General features: G+C 47.8%; 13 protein-coding genes. 9 read left to right on the forward strand and 4 right to left on the reverse strand.

What is annotated here, in order from left to right; translation table 11 throughout:
- Positions 1 to 14: 14 nt before the first annotated feature.
- Entirely contained in the window at positions 15 to 2,507 is a 2,493-nt protein-coding gene (locus L6466_RS00575; protein ID WP_237813050.1) for an alpha-L-arabinofuranosidase C-terminal domain-containing protein, read from the reverse strand.
- Positions 2,508 to 2,680: 173 nt separating this feature from the next.
- Here L6466_RS00575 and L6466_RS00580 point away from each other — a divergent pair, with 173 nt between their 5' ends.
- The gene (locus L6466_RS00580) at positions 2,681 to 4,879 is read left to right on the forward strand and encodes a DUF4842 domain-containing protein (RefSeq protein ID WP_237813052.1); all 2,199 of its coding nucleotides are present in this window, start codon (positions 2,681 to 2,683) and stop codon (positions 4,877 to 4,879) included.
- A gap of 59 nt (positions 4,880 to 4,938) precedes the next feature.
- On the opposite strand, the gene L6466_RS00585 is transcribed toward L6466_RS00580, so the two are convergent.
- Positions 4,939 to 6,213 carry an LruC domain-containing protein gene (locus L6466_RS00585; RefSeq protein WP_237813055.1) on the reverse strand — a complete coding sequence of 425 codons (1,275 nt, stop codon included), beginning with the start codon at positions 6,211 to 6,213 and terminating at the stop codon, positions 4,939 to 4,941.
- 186 nt (positions 6,214 to 6,399) lie between these two features.
- Between L6466_RS00585 and L6466_RS00590 the strand changes: the two genes are divergently transcribed.
- The 5 genes from L6466_RS00590 to L6466_RS00610 all read left to right on the forward strand — a co-directional run bounded on the left by L6466_RS00590 (position 6,400) and on the right by L6466_RS00610 (position 14,480).
- On the forward strand, positions 6,400 to 8,346 hold the full coding sequence (locus tag L6466_RS00590) for a hypothetical protein (RefSeq protein WP_237802396.1): 1,947 nt from the start codon (positions 6,400 to 6,402) through the stop codon (positions 8,344 to 8,346).
- A gap of 110 nt (positions 8,347 to 8,456) precedes the next feature.
- Positions 8,457 to 9,689: a nucleoside recognition domain-containing protein gene (locus L6466_RS00595; protein ID WP_091813286.1), complete on the forward strand. Its 1,233-nt coding sequence runs from the start codon at positions 8,457 to 8,459 to the stop codon at positions 9,687 to 9,689.
- Between the two features lie 6 nt (positions 9,690 to 9,695).
- Entirely contained in the window at positions 9,696 to 11,153 is a 1,458-nt protein-coding gene (locus L6466_RS00600; protein WP_237802395.1) for a lipopolysaccharide biosynthesis protein, read from the forward strand.
- Positions 11,154 to 11,167: 14 nt separating this feature from the next.
- Positions 11,168 to 13,246, forward strand: a complete 2,079-nt coding sequence (locus tag L6466_RS00605) for a S46 family peptidase (RefSeq protein ID WP_237802394.1) — start codon at positions 11,168 to 11,170, stop codon at positions 13,244 to 13,246.
- Between the two features lie 25 nt (positions 13,247 to 13,271).
- The gene (locus tag L6466_RS00610) at positions 13,272 to 14,480 is read left to right on the forward strand and encodes an aspartyl protease family protein (protein ID WP_237802393.1); all 1,209 of its coding nucleotides are present in this window, start codon (positions 13,272 to 13,274) and stop codon (positions 14,478 to 14,480) included.
- Positions 14,481 to 14,564: 84 nt separating this feature from the next.
- Here L6466_RS00610 and L6466_RS00615 read toward each other — a convergent pair whose 3' ends face one another.
- Together L6466_RS00615 and L6466_RS00620 are read right to left on the reverse strand one after the other, a co-directional pair.
- Entirely contained in the window at positions 14,565 to 15,062 is a 498-nt protein-coding gene (locus L6466_RS00615) for a hypothetical protein (protein ID WP_237802392.1), read from the reverse strand.
- 133 nt (positions 15,063 to 15,195) lie between these two features.
- Entirely contained in the window at positions 15,196 to 16,224 is a 1,029-nt protein-coding gene (locus L6466_RS00620) for a helix-turn-helix transcriptional regulator (protein WP_237802391.1), read from the reverse strand.
- A gap of 384 nt (positions 16,225 to 16,608) precedes the next feature.
- On the opposite strand from L6466_RS00620, the gene L6466_RS00625 reads away from it, so the two are divergent.
- The 3 genes from L6466_RS00625 to tnpB all read left to right on the forward strand — a co-directional run bounded on the left by L6466_RS00625 (position 16,609) and on the right by tnpB (position 18,896).
- Positions 16,609 to 17,676, forward strand: coding sequence for an AAA family ATPase (locus L6466_RS00625; protein ID WP_237793693.1), 1,068 nt, complete (start codon positions 16,609 to 16,611; stop codon positions 17,674 to 17,676).
- A gap of 429 nt (positions 17,677 to 18,105) precedes the next feature.
- Entirely contained in the window at positions 18,106 to 18,525 is a 420-nt protein-coding gene (locus L6466_RS00630; RefSeq protein ID WP_237802311.1) for a hypothetical protein, read from the forward strand.
- Positions 18,513 to 18,896, forward strand: coding sequence for an IS66 family insertion sequence element accessory protein TnpB (gene tnpB, locus L6466_RS00635; protein WP_237802312.1), 384 nt, complete (start codon positions 18,513 to 18,515; stop codon positions 18,894 to 18,896). Before L6466_RS00630 ends, tnpB begins: the two co-directional genes overlap by 13 nt.
- Positions 18,897 to 18,940 lie beyond the last annotated feature (44 nt).

Genomic DNA, 18,940 nt, shown 5'->3' on the forward strand with positions numbered 1-18,940 from the left:
TAAACGGATAACCCTTATAGCTCTATGACGCGCAAGGAGTACGGGGGCAACGTCGTAGGCTCGTTGGTCTCAATCTCTGTCGTTTTAGCTTTCTGGTCGTCAATAGCACCAGTGAACTGCTGACACTTCACCGTGGCAGGCAGGTTGATGCCCTCAACATGAATCTTCAGGGTAGAGGGGAGGGCGTTGACCAGTTTGAGATAACGCTTGCCGGTCTTGGAGTCGCGCACCACGCTTGCACCAATGCGATGGGCTAATTGAGAATCGAGATTTGAGAACTGCGATTTTATATACCTGTCGCCACCATAAACGCTGAAGAGGCGCTGTATCTCGTAGGCTGGTGTGGTGCGGATATGCGTGTTAGAGAAATAAATCATGTCGGGGTTCCAGTTGGAATGACCGTCCTTGCTGAGCATGGGAGCATACGACGTCATCTCCACCACGTCGCCATTACGCTCAATATCCGTGAGGTAGAGGGCTTCAGCCAGTGCCGTCTCCACGTTGGGACGCTTCACATTGGTAGAGGCTGCCCACTCACCCAGATAGACTTTCGCAGCAGTGCGGTCGTAACTATCATAGTAATCGCGGTTGTGCATAAACCATCCAGTGCTCTCGTAGTAGTGCTCGTCAACCATATATTGCAGGTCGGGGTGCTTCTTGGTGAAGTCCCAACCCTCGGTATAGTCGGCCGAGGGACTATGGAATGGACCTACTGTGCCACATATCTTGATATCGGGATAACGCTCACGCACAGCCTTACAAATCATCTCATAGCGCTCCTCGAAGACCGTAGAGATGATGTCCTCGTTGCCCAGACCCAGGTATTTCAGGTTGAATGGCTTCGGATGACCGGCATCGGCACGCATCTTAGCCCATTCGTTGGTGGCTGGGTCGCCGTTGGCCCACTCAATCAGGTTGCAGATTTCCTCCACATAGGCAGGCATATCTGCCATCGGAATACCTCCCTGCTGTCCACCGATACCCTCTGCGTTATTAGCTGAGTTCTGACAGGGTACGCCTGCTGCCAATACAGGAAGTGGTTCGGCACCGATATCCTCGCAGAACTGGAAATACTCGAAGAATCCCAACCCGCGTGTCTGATGGTAGTTCCAGATGTTGAAGTCGGGCTTACGACTCTGGAGTGGTCCCACCGTATGATTCCAATGGTAGATGTTCTCCAGACCCTGACCATGACTCATACAGCCACCAGGGAAACGCACGAACTTAGGATGCAGGTCGGCAATAACCTGGGCGAGGTCCTTTCGCAAGCCGTTCTTACGGCCCATAAAGGTCTCCTGTGGGAAAAGCGACACCATATCGATACCTACACGGGCCACCTTTTGGGGGATGATGACCAGACGACCCTTCTCGTCGCTGGCTTTAGCCTTGAGTACCGTAGAGAACTGTTGCCAGTCGGAGGCACGGGTCTTTAACTTGCTCTGAGCCAGCACCTGACCTTTCTGGCCAACCAGCTGAATGAGGAAGTCCTGCTTCTGACCTCCAGCAAAGACAAACATGGAAAAATTGTATTTCTTGCCCTTTTCAACGACGATACCATCCCATCCCTCGTTCCATAGTGTGTCAGGCCAGATAAGGGCATAGTGGGGATTGTTGGGATGCAGGGGATGCTCGCTGCTAATCTCGATAGGTTTGTTAGAGTGCCATGCGGTAGAGGCATTCCATCCCCGATGGTCCTTTGAGGTATATTCGAAGTCACGGTTCTGTATGAGTTCGGCATAGAGGCCGCCATCAGCCGCATAACTGATATCCTCGAAGAAGATGCCAATGAGTTTGTCGCTGATGTTTTTTTCCTGATTGGGAGAAACGGTCAGGGTGGTATTTATCACCGATGGAATCGATAATTTTTGCGCATCGTCGTGCATTCTCTCATTGGTAGGTGCCCATTTCTCTCCTTGCAGACGGAAGTCGTCACGTACACGTTGCACTTCAGCATCAGTCATCGTGAAAATCTGACCTGTCTGCTGTTCTCCCTTAATACTAACGGTATCGCGATGCCATAGTCTGACATCTGCCTTAACGGCTTCATCGCCGATGAAATGGCGGAAATCTGCATCTGCGCTGATGCGACGCGTGTCACCATTGGCTGTCTGGTAATACACCTTGAAAGCATCACCTTCAGCTACAACAACAGGGTTCTTGCACTTCTGACTGTTCACGCGGGGGTAGTCCTGTGGGCGCCATGTTACGAGGTCACGACTATATGAGGCGCCGAAGAGTGGAGCGATATCGTTGAGCTGGAACACCAGACGCCAAGAGCCGTCGTTAGCACGACAAAGCGAGGGATGGTACATCTTCTTCTCAGCACCCCATGTGCCATAATCCGAAGAACACAGTCGGCCAAGGTCGTCCCAAGTGTCATTCTCGAGCACGGCCATGCGCAGACCACCATTGGGATTGGGTGAGTAGAAGAATACTTTTTTCTGGGCGTTGAGGCTTGTGGCAGCCAGCGAAACTGCTACAAACAGTAGCATACTCCTGAATTTCATACGTTTTGTCGTTTTAGTCGTTATGGAATGCAAAGGTAATCAATCCTAATCAGACTAAAGGGGGTATTTAAGCAAGTTTAACATATACGTGATCCTACGTATAGAAAAAAATGCATACCTTTGCACCGATTTCTTTAATCTAATGTACACGTGTGATTGTTAAATTAAGAGATATGGAAAGAATTCTGAGATATAGCATGGCTGCATTGGCAATGGCCCTTTTCGTGGGTTGTTCACATGATATGGAGTATTCGCAGCCCTCCAAAGAACAAGTTCAGAAAAACGTTGCTGAGAAACTTGGCATAGAGATTGATCCCAATCAGAACTGGAACGCATCAACGGCTATCACAGCCAATGTGTCGGTAAACCTGGGACTTGATCAGGAGTACACCTTGGTGATTTACGATAAGAACCCGTTGTTTGAGGATGATGTGTTCTATTATGCCAAGACCGTGGTCAAGGAGGGTGATACAGCCACGCTGAAACTTGATGTTCCCTCAGCAGACAGTGTCTTCTATGCTGCCGTGTTCGACAGTAAGTTCCGTCGTCTTGTGCAGAGCGCCTATCGTGAGGATAGCGTGCTGACAATGAATTTCGGTACTGCTGCCAGCGAGTCACGATCTAACCGTGCTGCTGAGAATGATGCCGATGCTGCTCCTTATGCCAAGACATTGAACGACTATCTGAATCCTACAGGTGTAGAGTCATGGAAGACTGTACAGCAGATAAGCATTGCACAGATGAAGAACTACACCGTTATTGACGATGATATCGTTGGTAGCAAATTTGAAGGACGCGGTCTGCAGAATCCCACTTATCCTGGAGGTGTAAGAACCGTGTATGGTGATTTGCAGCACTATCGTGTGCCTGCAAATGTGGAATTGAGACAGTCGTTCAGTACGAACGGCTATTCCAATACTTATAATGGCTTGGTGCTCTATATCGAGGGTAAGGTACATTTGGTGGGTTCAAATAGCCTGAATGACATCACGCTGGTGGTGGCCGATGGCGGTGAGATTATCCTTGACGCTGCGGAAAACCATTTCAGTGGAACAGGTCGATTCGTCGTTTGCCCTGGTGGTAAGATTACAGGTATCAATAATGCCGTTTTCAACGTGAACAATGGTGGATGGTGCTATAATGCCGGAACGATAGACTATCAGGGTACGCTCAATCTCAATGGATCACATTTCTATAACAATAATACTATCAATGTGGATGTGCTGAAGGGTACCTCTCAGGGCACCTACTTTACCAACTTTGGACATATCACAGCCCGTACGAATGCGATGGAGGCTGATGCCTACAACCAGAATATTGTGAATGGCTGTTATATGAAGTTTACTGGAAACGCTGGCGTGGGTGGACTCACTATGCTGAAGAACAGCAGACTGGATGTGGGTGGTCAGCTCTACATCACTGGCAATGGTTTGTGGGGCGGTTTCCGTAACGAACTGCATCATCTTAGTCTGATTACAGCTGGTTCTATCAAGGCCAATGGTGCCACTCTCTATGGACCTACAGCCTATAATGAGTTTGCTGTGGTGAAGGTTGGTAGCGTTTATGCTAACAACGACACAGACCTGCAGACAGCCGATAATCTGTACATGGACTGGAACTCTGCCAATTTCTATATGCATGATGGCACTAAGATTGACCAGAACTTCTACAACTATTACTACATGCGTGGTATGGTGAATAAGATATCGAAGTGGACAAACGAAGACAATTCTACCTTCACCATTCCTCGTGGTGACTGTACAGGAAATGGTTATCATGATACAAGTGAGGTGCCTGCACAGGTTATTCCTGGCGAACCTGCCGTATGGACATACGCCTTCGAGGATACGCCCCTTGGCGACTACGATATGAATGATGTGGTGATTAAGGTCAGTGAGAATGCTGAGGATGCCACACGTCTGGATATCACGCTCTGTTGTACAGGTGCTGCCAATAACCTTACCGTCTATCTGGATGATATGGTCCTGTTTGCCGGTAGTGGCAAGGAGGTTCATCAGGTGTTTGGTCAGGCAGCAGGTAAGTTCATCAATACGGTGAATGATGGTATCAAGGTTGATCCTATTACGGAGACGATTCGCAAACCCGCTAATTTCTCGTTTGAGACAGCCGACTTCTGGATTAAGTCGCCTTCAGGTGATGTCCATGTGGCTAAGCAGGGTGAGGATCCTCATGGCATCGTGGTTCCTGGCAACTGGCGCTGGCCGCGTGAGTTCCAGTGTATCAAGGATGCTTATCCTAACTTCATCGAGTTTGCCAAGGATGCTGCTACCACAGACGATAATATTAAGAAGTGGTACGAGACCAGCAATGGCAATCCTGTAGAAGAGTATATCTACACACCCGCGAACTAACTGATAAGAAATAAATAAAAGTGGTCTTTCCTGTCTGGGGAAGACCACTTTTTTCTTGTTTAATATACCTGTGCCTTAGTGGCATTCTCGTAGAGCCACCAGTCTTTGGAGACGGTATGATTGCGCCCCCACTGTCCAAAGGAGTGGTTATATCGGCTGTAGGCTCCTGATATCTGTCCATCGCGATACATACCCATCGTGATACCCTCTACAGGATAATGGAACGTGGCATCGGGTATCAGCAGAGCCCAGGGCACACGGTCGTCCATGCCGGCAGAACCATTGGTATAGTGCCAGATGGCCTCGTCGTATTTATACCTATAGGTATGCACCTCCACACAAAGACCATTGTTGGATACGATGATAAAGGGATCGATAAGGGCCAACGACTGGTAGTAGGCATTGACATTTGACTTCATATTAATGGTATAGGTGCGCGACACTGCAGGCACGATGGCACTCTCGTTTTCCGCCTCGTATTTGCGGGTGTTGTAGTACATACGTACCACCTGTCCCATTTCCTCCTTGGCATTCATACACCAATGGGCATCGTCAAACAGGTTGATGACAGCCGAGCCGTCACGTCCGCGACTGTAGATCTCATCATTGGATATAAAATAGCGGTTGATGCCATAGTTCTCATCAAAGCGTGTCCCCTCGTCAATGGTCACACTCTTCACATAGTCGAAATTGATGTTGGGCAGGCGGATAGCAGCACCAACCTGTTTGGTGGCACCTACAGCGGCCAGTGTCACCGTGAGTTTCAGGGTGCTGTCGTTGGCAGCATGTTGCGAGATGCGCATCACCACATCATTGAAGTCAAAGTCGCCAGGGAAGGGGTAGTCTTCCTCAAAGAGGTATGTAAACGTCTGATAAGTAGGCTGATAGAGCGTACCATCGTTGATAACCCTGCTACCACCGATGGTCACATCGTTAGCCCCGTCAACAGGCACCACATAATATCTGCCATCGCTGTTGATAGCTGCTGCGTAAAGGGTGGGGGCTACGTTGGGCACTTTAAATGTGGGACTCACATAATGACCTGTTGTGCAAGGACGCTCAGCCAGTATCTCCACACTTTCTGTGATATAGGGATTGCCGTTCAATACCTGGACGGTGGTGATATTAGGGTCAGCAATCTTCACACGAACGGTTAATGCCTTGTCTTGCAGCAGATTCCACGTATGCTGACTGTCGATAGAGTCAACAGGATAGATATTCTGGATAATCTCCCGCCATTGGTCGTTGCTCATCTCCATGTGTCGACAGGATGATAGTGAGAATAATCCGCCTGTCAACAAAAGTCCCAATAAATACTTTCTACTCTTTCTCATGACTTTATTTAATTTGTGGGCGAAATTACAAAAAAACAATCGTTTTCGAGGTATGAGAGGTGATTTTTATCGATAATCTATGCGTATTTTGTACTTTTTAACGCATTTATAATCAAATGCATAGCTTTTTTGACTATCTTTGCACCAACTATTTCTATGGAAATGATATTTACGTAAATTATTTGTATGATAAAGAAATTTATTTTATTTGGAACAGCCGTTACTGCGATAGTAACAGGTCTTGTCAGTTGTTCGCATGACTTTGAAGGTAATAACCTGAGTCAGGCGGAGATAGCTTATCGCACAAGTTTTGTGAAGACATTCGGCGTGCCTGCTGCCGATCAGGACTGGGGCTTTGGCTCAGACGAGACAGCTGGTGCACGTATGACACGCACAATACAGCCCTCTTATAATTTCCCCTCTGATGCTGCTGCCACTAAGTTCCTGGCAGCCGTGCCTGACGGTGTCCAGAAACTGACCCAGAATGTAGGTCGTGCCAATAATTATATTGACGAGACCTGGCAGGGCGATCTGAATATCTGGGGCGGTGCTACTGCCGAGGGTAATTGGCAGGACCGCTCTGGTGGCGTGCTTTATATTAAGGGCAACTGCGACTTCTCAGACAGGTCATTCTATTTCGATGGTAACTCTGAGCTCTATCTGCTGGAAGGTGCTACCCTGACATTGAATGCCAACAATGCTGCTAACTTGCAGCAAAATACCATGATTTATATGGCTGCCGGCTCCAAGATTGTGACACCTGGTGAGCTGAAGCTGAATAATGGCTTGCATATCTATAACCACGGTTCTATCGAGGCTAATAAGTTGTCAACCAACAGTAATAGTCTGCTCTATAATGTGGGTAAGGTGACTGTGGCTACGAAGATTTCTGTGGAAAACAATCTCTCTGTTGTGGTGAACGACGGTATCATCATGGCTGCCGACCTGAACACAGCTGGTAGTGGTAAGATAGAGAACAACGACTCTGTACGTATCACAGGTACTACTTTCGTGAATAGTAACGACAACACATGGGTGAACAATGGTCACTACCACACGGGCAACTTTATCTATAACGCTGCCAGCGATGAGGTGATTAATAACTGTCGCCTTACTGTAGACGAGGACTTCAACATCAACCTGGGTGATAACCCTGGCAATGGTAACTTCAAGATGGACGCTGGTTCAGGTGTTGTCACTAAGAATTTCAATGGTGGTGGCAACTGGGCTAAGAACTACTCAACAGGCAGGAGTGCTTTCAACGGCGGTCCCTTCTATGTCTATATGGGCGCCAACTCTGTGTTCAAGGTTACTGGCACCTGTACACTGAACGCCACCAAGGCCGACTATGGCTTCTATGGTCCTGAGACAGGCGGCTATGCTGTGCTGGATGCCAAGGAAATCAAGAAGGGTGCCGATAACCAGGGCTATGAGGTGACCTATGGTAATAACCTCTATGTCTATACCGAGAACCACTTTGGTAATGGCTATTCCGGTCAGTATCCTTATATCGACTTCAAGGGTAATGCCAAGATTTTCGCACCTGGTTTCGAGGATGGCAAGCCTGCTATCACGATTCAGCCCTCACGTTGCTGTGCTGGTTTCGCCGGCAGTGGCAGCGAAGGTGAAGGCGAAGGCGGTGAATCTGGCGACACACCAGAACTGACGCCTGATGTACGTATTATCGCTGAGGACTTGAGTGCTTCTGAGTCGTCTGACTTCGACTTTAACGACGTGGTCTTTGATGTGACCTTCACCTCAAATACCTCTGCTCTTGTGACGCTGCAGGCTGCTGGTGGTACGCTGCCCCTGACAGTTGCTGGCGTAGAGGTTCACGATATGTTTGGTGTTAGTACCTCTACGATGGTCAATACCCTTGCAGGTCATAAGACTGATTATCCTTCTGTATCTTTTGAGATTACTGGTATCGACAAGTCTAAGCGTGGCCGTGATATTGAGATTCTGGTGCTGAAGGGGGATGAGTGGTGCCCGCTGGAGGCTCATCAGGGTATTCCTGCTGCCAAGATTGCCGTGAAGCCCACCTTCGTATGGTGCGACGAGTACGAGGCAATCGAAAGCAGATATCCTTTGTTCAGGGACTGGGTCCAGAACAGAGAAGTGATTTGGTACTAATAAATTTTACCATAGAATACACAAGGAGGGCGACCGTGAATGCGGTTGCTCTTCTTTTTTGTTAAAGAATTGGTTGAAATTCAATATTTATTCGTAACTTTGCAAGCTGTATGGTACTGAATTATATTTGGATAGCGTTTTTCGTCATCGCATTCATCGTGGCATTGGTGCGACTGATTTTCTGGGGCGACTTCGAGGTCTTCCCCGCTATGATGGATTCTACGTTTTCCTCATCGAAGACGGCGTTTGAGATCTCCTTAGGCCTGACGGGCGTGTTGTCGCTCTGGCTGGGCGTGATGAAGATTGGCGAGAAGGGTGGTGTGGTCAATGTGCTGGCTCGACTGCTGTCGCCTCTGTTCGTGCGTCTGTTTCCTGACGTGCCCAAGGGTCATCCCGTGACAGGCAGTATCTTCATGAATATCGCCGCCAATATGCTGGGACTTGACAATGCGGCCACACCATTGGGCCTCAAGGCGATGGAACAGTTGCAGGAGATCAATCCTAAGAAGGACACCGCCTCGAATCCCATGATTATGTTCCTGGTGCTCAATACCAGCGGACTGACGCTGATACCAGTCTCTATCCTTGTGTATCGTGCCCAGATGGGTGCTGCCCAGCCCACGGATGTGTTTATCCCCATCCTGCTGGCCACCTTCTTCTCTACCATCATGGGTGTGCTGATCACCTCTATCTACCAGCATATCAACCTGTTCAACCGTACCATCATCCTGACGCTGGGTGGTGCCTGTGTGCTGGTGTCTGCTGTTATCTGGGGCTTCAGCCGGTTGGATGGCGAGACGATGAATATCGTCAGCACCACCGTGGCCAATATCCTCCTGATGATGATCATCATGGCCTTTATCCTGGCTGGCGTCTTCAAGAAGGTGAATGTCTATGATGCCTTTATCGAGGGAGCGAAAGATGGTTTCACTACTGCCATCCGTATCATCCCCTACCTGGTGGCTATCCTCGTGGGTATCGGCGTGTTCCGGGCCTCTGGTGCTATGGATTACGTGATTCAGGGCATCGGTTCCCTGGTTGAGGCCTGTGGCATCGACAGCGATTTTGTGGCAGCCTTGCCCACGGCAATGATGAAACCCCTCTCTGGCAGTGGTGCCCGTGGTATGATGGTTGATGCGATGACCACCTATGGTGCCGACTCGTTCGTGGGTCGCCTGTCGTGTGTCTTCCAGGGTTCTACAGATACCACCTTCTATATCCTGGCTGTCTATTTCGGCAGTGTGGGCATCCGCTATACCCGTCATGCTGTGGCTTGCGGCTTGCTGGCCGATCTGGCAGGTATCATTGCTGCGATATTTATATCCTATCTATTCTTTGCATAAAAAGAAATGGCAAATCTTAAATCACTTGTAAAAGACACGGCCATCTATGGTCTTTCCAGTATTGTAGGCAGATTCCTGAACTATCTGCTGGTGCCGCTCTACACACACTACATGCCCAAGGCATCGGGCGACTATGGTGTGAGCACGAATATCTATGCCTATACGGCACTCATTCTGGTACTTCTCACCTTTGGCATGGAGACCACGCTATTTCGCTTTGCCAACGATGAGCGCCATAAGCCCGACACGGTCTTCTCGATGGCGATGGCGGTGGTGGGGTCGCTGACGCTGGTGTTTCTGCTGCTCATCTTTGGCTTTATCACACCTATCAGTAACAGTCTGGGCTATGCCGAGCATCCAGACTATCTGTTGATGATGGCGGTGGTGGTGGCACTCGATGCCCTGCAGGCTATCCCCTTCAGCTACCTGCGATTCCAGAAGCGTCCTATCCGTTTCGCATTGCTGAAGATGCTGTTTATCGTACTCAACATTGGTCTTAACGTCCTCTATTTCGTATGGTTGGGTAAGACATCAGTATTCTATGTCTTCTTCATCAACCTGCTGTGTACAGGATTCATTACCTTCTTCTTCATCCCAGGACTGTTCAGCATCAAGTGGCAGTTCGACGGCAAACTGCTCAAGCAGATGCTGGCCTATTCCTGGCCTATCCTTGTGCTGGGTATTGCAGGTATCCTCAACCAGGTGGCCGACAAGATTATCTTCCCCTTGGTCTATCCTGATGAGGCTGAGGCCAACGTGCAACTGGGTATCTATGGCTCGTGTGTGAAGATAGCTATGATTATGGCGATGATCACGCAGGCCTTCCGCTATGCCTACGAACCTATTGTCTTTGCCAAGAGCAAGGATGCCGACAAGACGGAATACTATGCCTCGGCCATGAAATACTTCTTGATATTCACCCTGCTAGCCTTCCTCTGTGTGGTGGGCTGGATGCCTATCCTGCAGCATATCATTGGCGAGGAGTATCGCGAGGGACTGGGTGTGGTGCCTATCGTAATGGCCGCCGAGATTATGATGGGTGTCTATTTCAACCTGTCGTTCTGGTATAAGTTGATCGACAAGACCATCTATGGTGCCTGGTTCTCCCTGGCAGGCTGTCTGGTGCTCTTTGCCGTCAATATCATCTTTATCCCCAAATATGGTTATTGGGCCTGTGCCTGGGGCGGTGTGGCCGGCTATGGCACGGCGATGGTGCTCAGCTATATCGTGGGTCAGATCAAGAATCCTATTCCTTATCCTATGAAGGAAATCGCTGTCTATGTGCTGATTACGATTGTTCTCACCGCTTTCATATATGGCCATGAGGTCTGGTTCCACGATGGAATCTTCGCCATACCTTTCAATACTATGTGTATTGTTTTCTTTGTGGCCTATATCATCCACAAGGACCTGCCTTTGAGCAGTCTCCCCGTTATTGGTAAAAAATTCAGGAAAACAAAATAAAAAAACAGTTCAACATGAAAAAGATTCTAGTATCACTAGTTACACTCGTAACTACTCTGATTCCCGCTCATGCCGATGAGGGCATGTGGACGCTTTACAACCTGCCCCATGCTGTCTATGAGCAGATGAAGGGCTATGGTTATAGTCTGCCTTACGAAAAACTTTATCAGGCCGACGATGCCATCATGCATGCCGTTGTCAATTTCTCTGGCTATTGCTCTGGTGTCGTTGTATCACCCGATGGACTGGTGTTTACTAATCACCACTGTGGCTTCGAGGCTATCCGCTCTCATTCTACTGTAGAGCACGACTATATGCTGAATGGTTTTTATGCCAAGAGCTATGAGGAGGAGTTGCCTAATAAGGATATGTTCGTGAGTTTTATGGTGGAGCAGAAGGATATCACCGATACCCTGATGGCGCATGGCTTTGATAAGATGACAAAGGAGCACAAGACCGTTTTCCTCGACTCCATCGAGAATGTGATGTCTAAGGAGGTGAAGGCCAACGACTCTACGTTACGTCTGGAAATATTGCCTTTCTACGAGGGTAACCGCTATTTCGCTACCACCTATCGCGACTTCACCGACCTGCGCCTGGTGTTCACCATTCCTAAGTCGATGGGTAAGTTTGGCGGCGAGACCGATAACTGGATGTGGCCCCGTCAGACCTGCGACTTCTCTGTGTTCCGCATCTATGCCGACCCCAAGACCAACGGGCCTGCAGACTACTCCAAGGATAACGTGCCTTATCATCCTGAACACTGGGCACGCATCTCCAACGAGGGCTATCAGGAGGGCTCGTTCTCTATGACCATGGGTTATCCTGGCAGCACCAGCCGTTACCTTTCAAGCTATGGCATTCAGGAGCGCTATGTCCAGAATGCTGTCCGTGCCCAGGTGCGTGGTGTGAAGCAGGAGGTGATGAAGCGCCACATGGATGCTTCTGAGGCTGTGCGTATCAAGTACGACTCTAAGTATGCCCAGTCGTCCAATTACTGGAAGAACTCTATCGGTATGAACAAATGTATCGATTCCATCGGCCTGATTCAGCAGAAACAGCAGTTCGAGGCACAGCTTCAGCAGTGGCTCCGCGAGAGTGGTTATCTGGCTGGAAAACTGGATTTTGCCAAGATGGAGCGTCTGTATAAGAAACGTATGGAGGTGATGGAGGCCTTGATGTTGTGGGGCGAGACTTTCCGTCGCACGGATGAGTTGTCAACCCGCGCCCTCTTCGTGCACAACGGTGCCAGTCCTAAGGGCACCGGCAAGCGTCAGACCATCACCATCAAGGATAATAGTGAGACCTTTGATGCTGCTACCGACTGCGAGACGCTGGGCACCTTGCTGAAGAACTATCGTGCTAAGTTGAATGATCAGCGATTCCTGCCCGATTGTTTTAAGACTATCGACAAGGACTTTGGTGGCGATTGTCAGAAATATGCCGATTACCTCTATACCAAGTCAAAGTTGATGAAGAAAAAGGCACGTCTTTATCCTAATAAGAAATCCTTTATGAAGGATCCTGGTGTCAGCTTTGGTCTTGACATCACCGAGGTGATGCAGGCGCTGCGTGTGGAGATTCAGGCTATCAACGACTCTATCGATGAGCAGGAGCAGTATCTCTGCGCTGCCAAACTGCGTATGGAGGAGGACCTGCCCCACTATAGTGACGCTAATTTCACCATGCGTCTGTCTTATGGACAGGTGAAGGAGTACAACCTTGGCGGAAAGCCTTCTGGCTTCCAGACCTATGCTCCCAGCATGGTGAAGAAGATGAAAACAGGTGACGCCATCGAGGATTATAAGGTACAGCCCGAGATGATTTCTCTGTTGGAAGGTGCTGGTAATATGCCGCTTTGCTTCCTTACCACCAATGATATCACGGGTGGTAACTCAGGTTCGCCTATGTTTGACGCTCAGAACCGTCTTATCGGTCTGGCTTTCGATGGCAACTGGGACAGCCTCTCCAGCGATATCTTCTTCGATAGCCAGTTGGCCCGTTGCATCGGTGTGGATATCCGCTATGTCCTCTTTATGATGGATAAGTGGGGCCATGCCGACCGACTGCTGAAAGAAATGGATAGAAGGTAAAAAGGTAAAAAAGTAAAAAGGTAAGATGGTGAACGTTCATACTAAGTTCGTATGGGTATTGAGTGTTTTACCTTTTTACCTTTTTACTTTTTTACCTTTAAATGCACAACTTGCTCGCTATCGTTATGATTTCACCCTTGATTGTGCAAATTTCGTCGATACCATCGCTATAGAGTGGGAGCGCGGACAGGTACTCCTGCCTGTAGAGATTGGTGGCAGGAGTTATCGTTTTCTCTTTGATACGGGTGCTGCACAGGCTGTGGTCTATGCTGACTCGCCCATCGATGGGTGTCGTCCTGCAGGTCTTATTCGTTCTCAGGATGCTACAGGTGCCATAGATACCGTACAGCTGGTGACGCTGCCTCCAGTCTCCTTGGGACACCTTACTTTGACGGGATGTCAGGCCACCATTCTTCGTCGCCCTGTAGCAGGTAGGAATATTGATGGAATCATAGGCTTTGATCTGATTAATCGCGGGCTGAGCGCAAAGATTGATGTAAACCACCGTCTGCTTATCCTTACCGATTGCAAAGATTTCTTTCGCAACGAACAGACTTTCCCTGCCCGTTATAAACTGAAGTATCACGTACCTTATATTAAGGTCTGTCCTGCAGGACGATTCAAGGAATTTACGCTCTTTGATACAGGCAGTCGTTCGCTCTATGGCATAAGTCGTCAGAGCTTTGATGCCTGTCGTGCAAAGATAGGTGCTGAGGCCGACTCTCTTATAGAGGGGCGCTCTCAGGGACGCCATGCTATCGGTCATTTTGGTAGCGAGCGGCTTAGTGAGGTGTTTTTCCTGCATCTGCAGCGTCTTAGTGCCTTTGATCATGCTTTCTGCGATGTCCATACGGTGACCACGCAGGGCGAGTCTCATCTTGGTGCTGGTCTTCTGAACTATGGTGCTGTGATATTCCTGCCCCACAAGAAGCGCATCTGTTTCCAGCCGTACAACCAGCAGGTGCAGACAACGGTCGGCAACCGTCAACAGGATATCGCCTTTGTGCCTGAAGGGGCTATGCCCTCTGTGGGTTTGATTTGGGAACAGGGTGAGCCTTATCGGTTAGGCTTCCGTCAGGGCGATATCATCACGAAGATAGATGATACTCCTATCCTCAGTTTCACGCAATTTGTGACCTATCCCTTTATCATAGGTCGGGAATATCTCTTTACTGTAAAAGACCCTCGTGGCTTCTCTCGTCAGATTCGTTGGACGCGACTGAGGAATCGCTAATACGCATAAAGAAATCAGGAGAACGCATCACTGCGGTCTCCTGAATAGCTAAGCTAAAACTAAAACTTTTGATGATTATTTACATTATTTGAAGATATTCTGCTTCATCATCTGCTGAACGTCAGCAGGTGGATTCTGTGTCTTGCAGCAGTCAATGAGGTATTTACGCAGCTTCTCAGGCATCTTGACCTTCTTCCAGATGTCGAAACGCTTATGCTCCCATACGCCTTTAAAGGTGTTCTTGTCTATCATTATCATAGCATCCTTGATCTTCTCACGTCCCATCTCGCTGTACCAGCCGTCTTTGAAGGTGTAGGTGCCGTACTCATGAGGAGACACCGCGCACTTGCCGTTCTTGTCCATCGTGATCATAGCACAGGCATACTCGCCATCAGGTCCGTAGTACTTAAACTGTGTGTAGCCCATTTCCTTGCCACATACAATCTTCTTCTCGCCCTTCCACTGCATAGACTCCATGATCCATGTGCCTACGAGTTCTTTGTCGTCAACTTTGGCGTTCTGGGCATCTGCCTGCATCACGCACATAAGAGCAAGTGTCAAAATGAAAAATACTTTCTTCATACGTTTTAAGTTTTTTATTTGGTTAAACATTGATAGAATTGACGCTGCAAAGATATGCACTTTCCAACGAAGAATCAAGTTTTTTATTTCGCATATCCTTCGCATTGTCGATGCGAACAGTTTGCGAACTGCCTTATACACCGATGCCTTGCAGGAAATCGTCCCATTCTTTTGCACCGCCCTTACGTCCGAATACCTTTGTATAAAGGCGACTGCGCATGGTGCTGATAGTGCTGGTGCTGCGAGCCATGACGCTGGCAATATCTGTGGGAGCAATACGCAGTTTGATGAGCATGCATACCTGATATTCTAATTCCGATAAAGGATAGAGGGCGTGCAACTGACTGGAGAAGGCAGGATAGACACGCTTCAGTTGGGCTTCTATGTCCAGCCAGTCCTGTTCTTTCAGTAGCTGTCCGCCTGCTATACGTCGTTGCAGCGAGATATAGTCGTCCGACGCAAAGAATTCTTTCTCCATCGTCTCTACGGCCTGTCGCACCACCTGCGGACGATTCTCCTGCATGTCCTGAATCTGCTGCAGCTGGAATCTCAGTTTGCGTTTCTCCCTGCGATAGACAATGGCAGCTTGAATGGCGATGATAACCACAATGGTAATCACGATCGAGAAGCCTATGAACCAATGAATCATGTTTTCCTGTTGTCGCTCTTTTGACGAGAGTACATAGCTGTGAAACTCTCCTTGATGGTCATCACTCAGGTCGTCTGATATAATCTCACAGATTTCTTTCTTCCATTCCTTAGCTATTTCATCGGCTCTGCGCCACGTGTAGAGGATGCCTCCTTGCTGGATGGTGATGGTGGAATCGTCCAGGATAGTCAGCGGAAACGGGTCCCCATCCTCCAGATAAAGTCGTTCCTTGTCGCCCGTGTCAATCACTTTCACGTCAGAGATCTCACTTGGCTGGATTACGAGTGCCGATTCTGAGCGTGTCAGCCTGCACTGGTACATGATGCTGTCGCCTTCGTAGATGCGCAGGTAGGTTATTCCTTCTGATGGAAATGATTGAGCTTGCCCCGTAGGAAACTCAGCCTCTGAAAGTTGCCAGACCCCCTGTAAGGTAAATGGTTGTTGACGTTCTTTGTGCAAGCTGCATCCGATGCAGACGAATGCAAGTAGAAAAAGGATTGTTTGTTTCATCATTTCTTTTTTTTCGAGACGAGGTGTCTGTATCTTTTGCGTACAAAGGTATGATAATCCGGGCTAAACGGTTAAGATGCCCCTTTGCATTTTGTTCGCATTAAGGGTTGACTATTCTTTAACGGGTACTCTCCTTGTCTTATTGTTTCCTGCTTGTTTTTATTTTGTCTCATGGCGCCAATCAGAAAATACAAGATGTCTGTACGTAGGGCACGGACTCAGAGTTCGCAGGCGTCGGAAATAGAATCCGCTAACTACTTTTTTTTATTCAAATTTGTGATTTTGGTTTTCAAAAGTAGAAAAACATACGTTTTATTTGGTGGTAACAGAAATAATCGCTACCTTTGCACGGACTACGAAAAATTTCGTAACGAAAAAATGCGTAATATGGAAAATCCTTTTAAATTCGGCACTATCGTAGAAGAAGAGTACTTCACAGATAGAGTTCAAGAAGTGGCCTACATTGAACAGTTTATACAAAGTGCAAACCATTTGGTACTGATTAGTCCACGTCGTTTTGGAAAAAGCAGCGTAGTGGCTAAAGCTGTAAAACAAAGTGGTCGTAAAAATATTACTGTAAACTTACAACAGGCTACCTCCGTCTCTGATTTGTCTGCAAAACTACTAAAAGAATTTTTCAAGGTACACCCTCTGGAACGTGTAAGACATCTGATTACTCATTTCCGTGTGATACCAACGATATCAACAAATCCTCTGACTGGGTCTATGGATGTTTCATTTCAACCAGGTGTAGACGGAATAGTGTTGATTGAAGATGTGCTGACTTTAATTGAGAAAGCGCATTCAGAACAAGATCGTATGATTGTGGTACTTGACGAGTTTCAGGAAATTCGTGACTTGGCTCCAAAACTTGATAAGCAACTGCGTTCTATCATGCAAAAGCAGAAAAATATCAACTATATCTTACTTGGAAGTCAGGAAAGCATGATGACGGATATCTTTGAGGATAAGAAATCGCCATTCTATCATTTTGGAGAACTGATGCGTTTAGGCAAGCTACCTCATGAGGATTTTCATCAATACTTGTCGGAGCGTTTGGCAAAATGTTTTGTAGAGACCCACGAAGAATTATCGGATAGGATTCTAGACTACACAGATTGTCATCCATATTATTCCCAGCAGCTAGCTGCCAACGTGTGGCAGATAGGAATGCTTCAGCCTGCTACTTCAGACCCTGTACAAAAAGCCATAGATTATATTGTAACAACTCATGGTCTAGATTATGAGCGTCTATGGATGAATTTTAATAGGACAAATAAATGGATACTCCAACGTTTGGTATCTAATAAGCCTTTGCAGTCAGGTGAGTATCGTACCAGTACTATTTATAGTGCATTAAAACGTCTACAGAAGGATGGTTATGTCATCTATTCTAACCATTACGAAATGGAAGATCCGTTCTTTAAAGAATGGATCTTGACTAATAATAAGTAAAACTATGAAGGAGTATGCCTATATTATTCCGTCCTGACGGAATCAGAGTCCGCTCCCTACGGACTGGGAGTCCGCTGGGGACGGAATTATTTCTCTAACTAGGCAGTAAAAATTCCCTAGTTAGGGAATAATTTTTTCCTAGTTAGGGAAAGAAAAATCTATGGTTAAGCAGTAGAGAAACGTCGAGTTGCTGATAGAGAAACGACGAGTTGCTCATCAAGACTCCACCTTTTAGCATAAAATCTTCAGAAACTACGATAAATGCTGGGTTTGCGCTGGGTGGGGTGTTATGCCAACACTCCCCCTAACACCCCACCCAACACTAACCCCAACACTCCACCCTCTGTAAGCGTATCCGCTTTGACGTCTTGACTCGTATCCCAAAAGTCGGTACCTTTGCATATTCTTAATTTAAATAGACTATGCAATATGGAATTACAGACAGCCGATGCCCGTCATGAGAAGACCTGGCATCAATTTCTTTCAGAATTAGAGAAGCAGCCTCGCTTGCGCCTTGCTGCATATCTTCGTTCTGTCCACGTAAAGCAACGATGTTTCGAGAAGTGGCTTTACGGTCGTGGCTACAGTGTGCACGATGCGAAGAGCCGCGTTCTCCAGTTTCGTAATGAGTCAGACACGTTGGATTCATCTATGTCGTCAGCACCATCGATTCTTCCAGTCCGTCTGGCATCTGAACCAGATGTTCCCATCCGTCCTTGTGACCTTCTTACGGGTATCAGCCTGACACTTCCTGACGGGACGGTGATCAATATTCGTCGCGGCAGTGCCGAGGCAGTCGTTTCATTCCTTAAACTTTATTCCGGGGAGGGCGTGCCATGTTCGGATTAGAGGAAAGCAGACAGTATTATGTGTGCCAGCGCTATGTGCGGATGAATATGGGAATCAACGGACTCTCAAAACTGGTAATTCAGGAACTGAAGCGTCCGCTGCTCAATGGTGATGTATTCATCTTCTTTGGCAAGAACCGTCAGATGGTGAAACTCCTTTGCTGGGACGGCGACGGTTTCCTTCTCTACCAGAAGCGGCTGGAGAGAGGCACCTTCGAGCTTCCCCGTTTCAGGCCTGGTCAGAAGGCCGTAGAGATGCCCTACAGGACACTTTCCGCCATCATGCGGGGTGTGAGCCTCAAGAGTGTCAGATATCGCAAGAGACTGAGAATTGAAAATTCTTGTGTTTTGCAATCGTCTGATTATCAGTAAATTAATTTAAAAATAGTTTGGTTTTTCTTTGGTGCTCTCGTCTT

It is taken from the genome of Prevotella communis (assembly GCF_022024175.1).
Lineage (GTDB): Bacteria > Bacteroidota > Bacteroidia > Bacteroidales > Bacteroidaceae > Prevotella > Prevotella communis.

What these genes read in the sequence shown, in the direction of transcription:
- L6466_RS00575 (WP_237813050.1), bottom strand. Translation starts at nt 2,507, where the DNA reads ATGAAATTCAGGAGTATGCTACTGTTTGTAGCAGTTTCGCTGGCTGCC.
- L6466_RS00580 (WP_237813052.1), top strand. Translation starts at nt 2,681, where the DNA reads ATGGAAAGAATTCTGAGATATAGCATGGCTGCATTGGCAATGGCCCTT.
- L6466_RS00585 (WP_237813055.1), bottom strand. Translation starts at nt 6,213, where the DNA reads ATGAGAAAGAGTAGAAAGTATTTATTGGGACTTTTGTTGACAGGCGGA.
- L6466_RS00590 (WP_237802396.1), top strand. Translation starts at nt 6,400, where the DNA reads ATGATAAAGAAATTTATTTTATTTGGAACAGCCGTTACTGCGATAGTA.
- L6466_RS00595 (WP_091813286.1), top strand. Translation starts at nt 8,457, where the DNA reads ATGGTACTGAATTATATTTGGATAGCGTTTTTCGTCATCGCATTCATC.
- L6466_RS00600 (WP_237802395.1), top strand. Translation starts at nt 9,696, where the DNA reads ATGGCAAATCTTAAATCACTTGTAAAAGACACGGCCATCTATGGTCTT.
- L6466_RS00605 (WP_237802394.1), top strand. Translation starts at nt 11,168, where the DNA reads ATGAAAAAGATTCTAGTATCACTAGTTACACTCGTAACTACTCTGATT.
- L6466_RS00610 (WP_237802393.1), top strand. Translation starts at nt 13,272, where the DNA reads ATGGTGAACGTTCATACTAAGTTCGTATGGGTATTGAGTGTTTTACCT.
- L6466_RS00615 (WP_237802392.1), bottom strand. Translation starts at nt 15,062, where the DNA reads ATGAAGAAAGTATTTTTCATTTTGACACTTGCTCTTATGTGCGTGATG.
- L6466_RS00620 (WP_237802391.1), bottom strand. Translation starts at nt 16,224, where the DNA reads ATGATGAAACAAACAATCCTTTTTCTACTTGCATTCGTCTGCATCGGA.
- L6466_RS00625 (WP_237793693.1), top strand. Translation starts at nt 16,609, where the DNA reads ATGGAAAATCCTTTTAAATTCGGCACTATCGTAGAAGAAGAGTACTTC.
- L6466_RS00630 (WP_237802311.1), top strand. Translation starts at nt 18,106, where the DNA reads ATGGAATTACAGACAGCCGATGCCCGTCATGAGAAGACCTGGCATCAA.
- tnpB (WP_237802312.1), top strand. Translation starts at nt 18,513, where the DNA reads ATGTTCGGATTAGAGGAAAGCAGACAGTATTATGTGTGCCAGCGCTAT.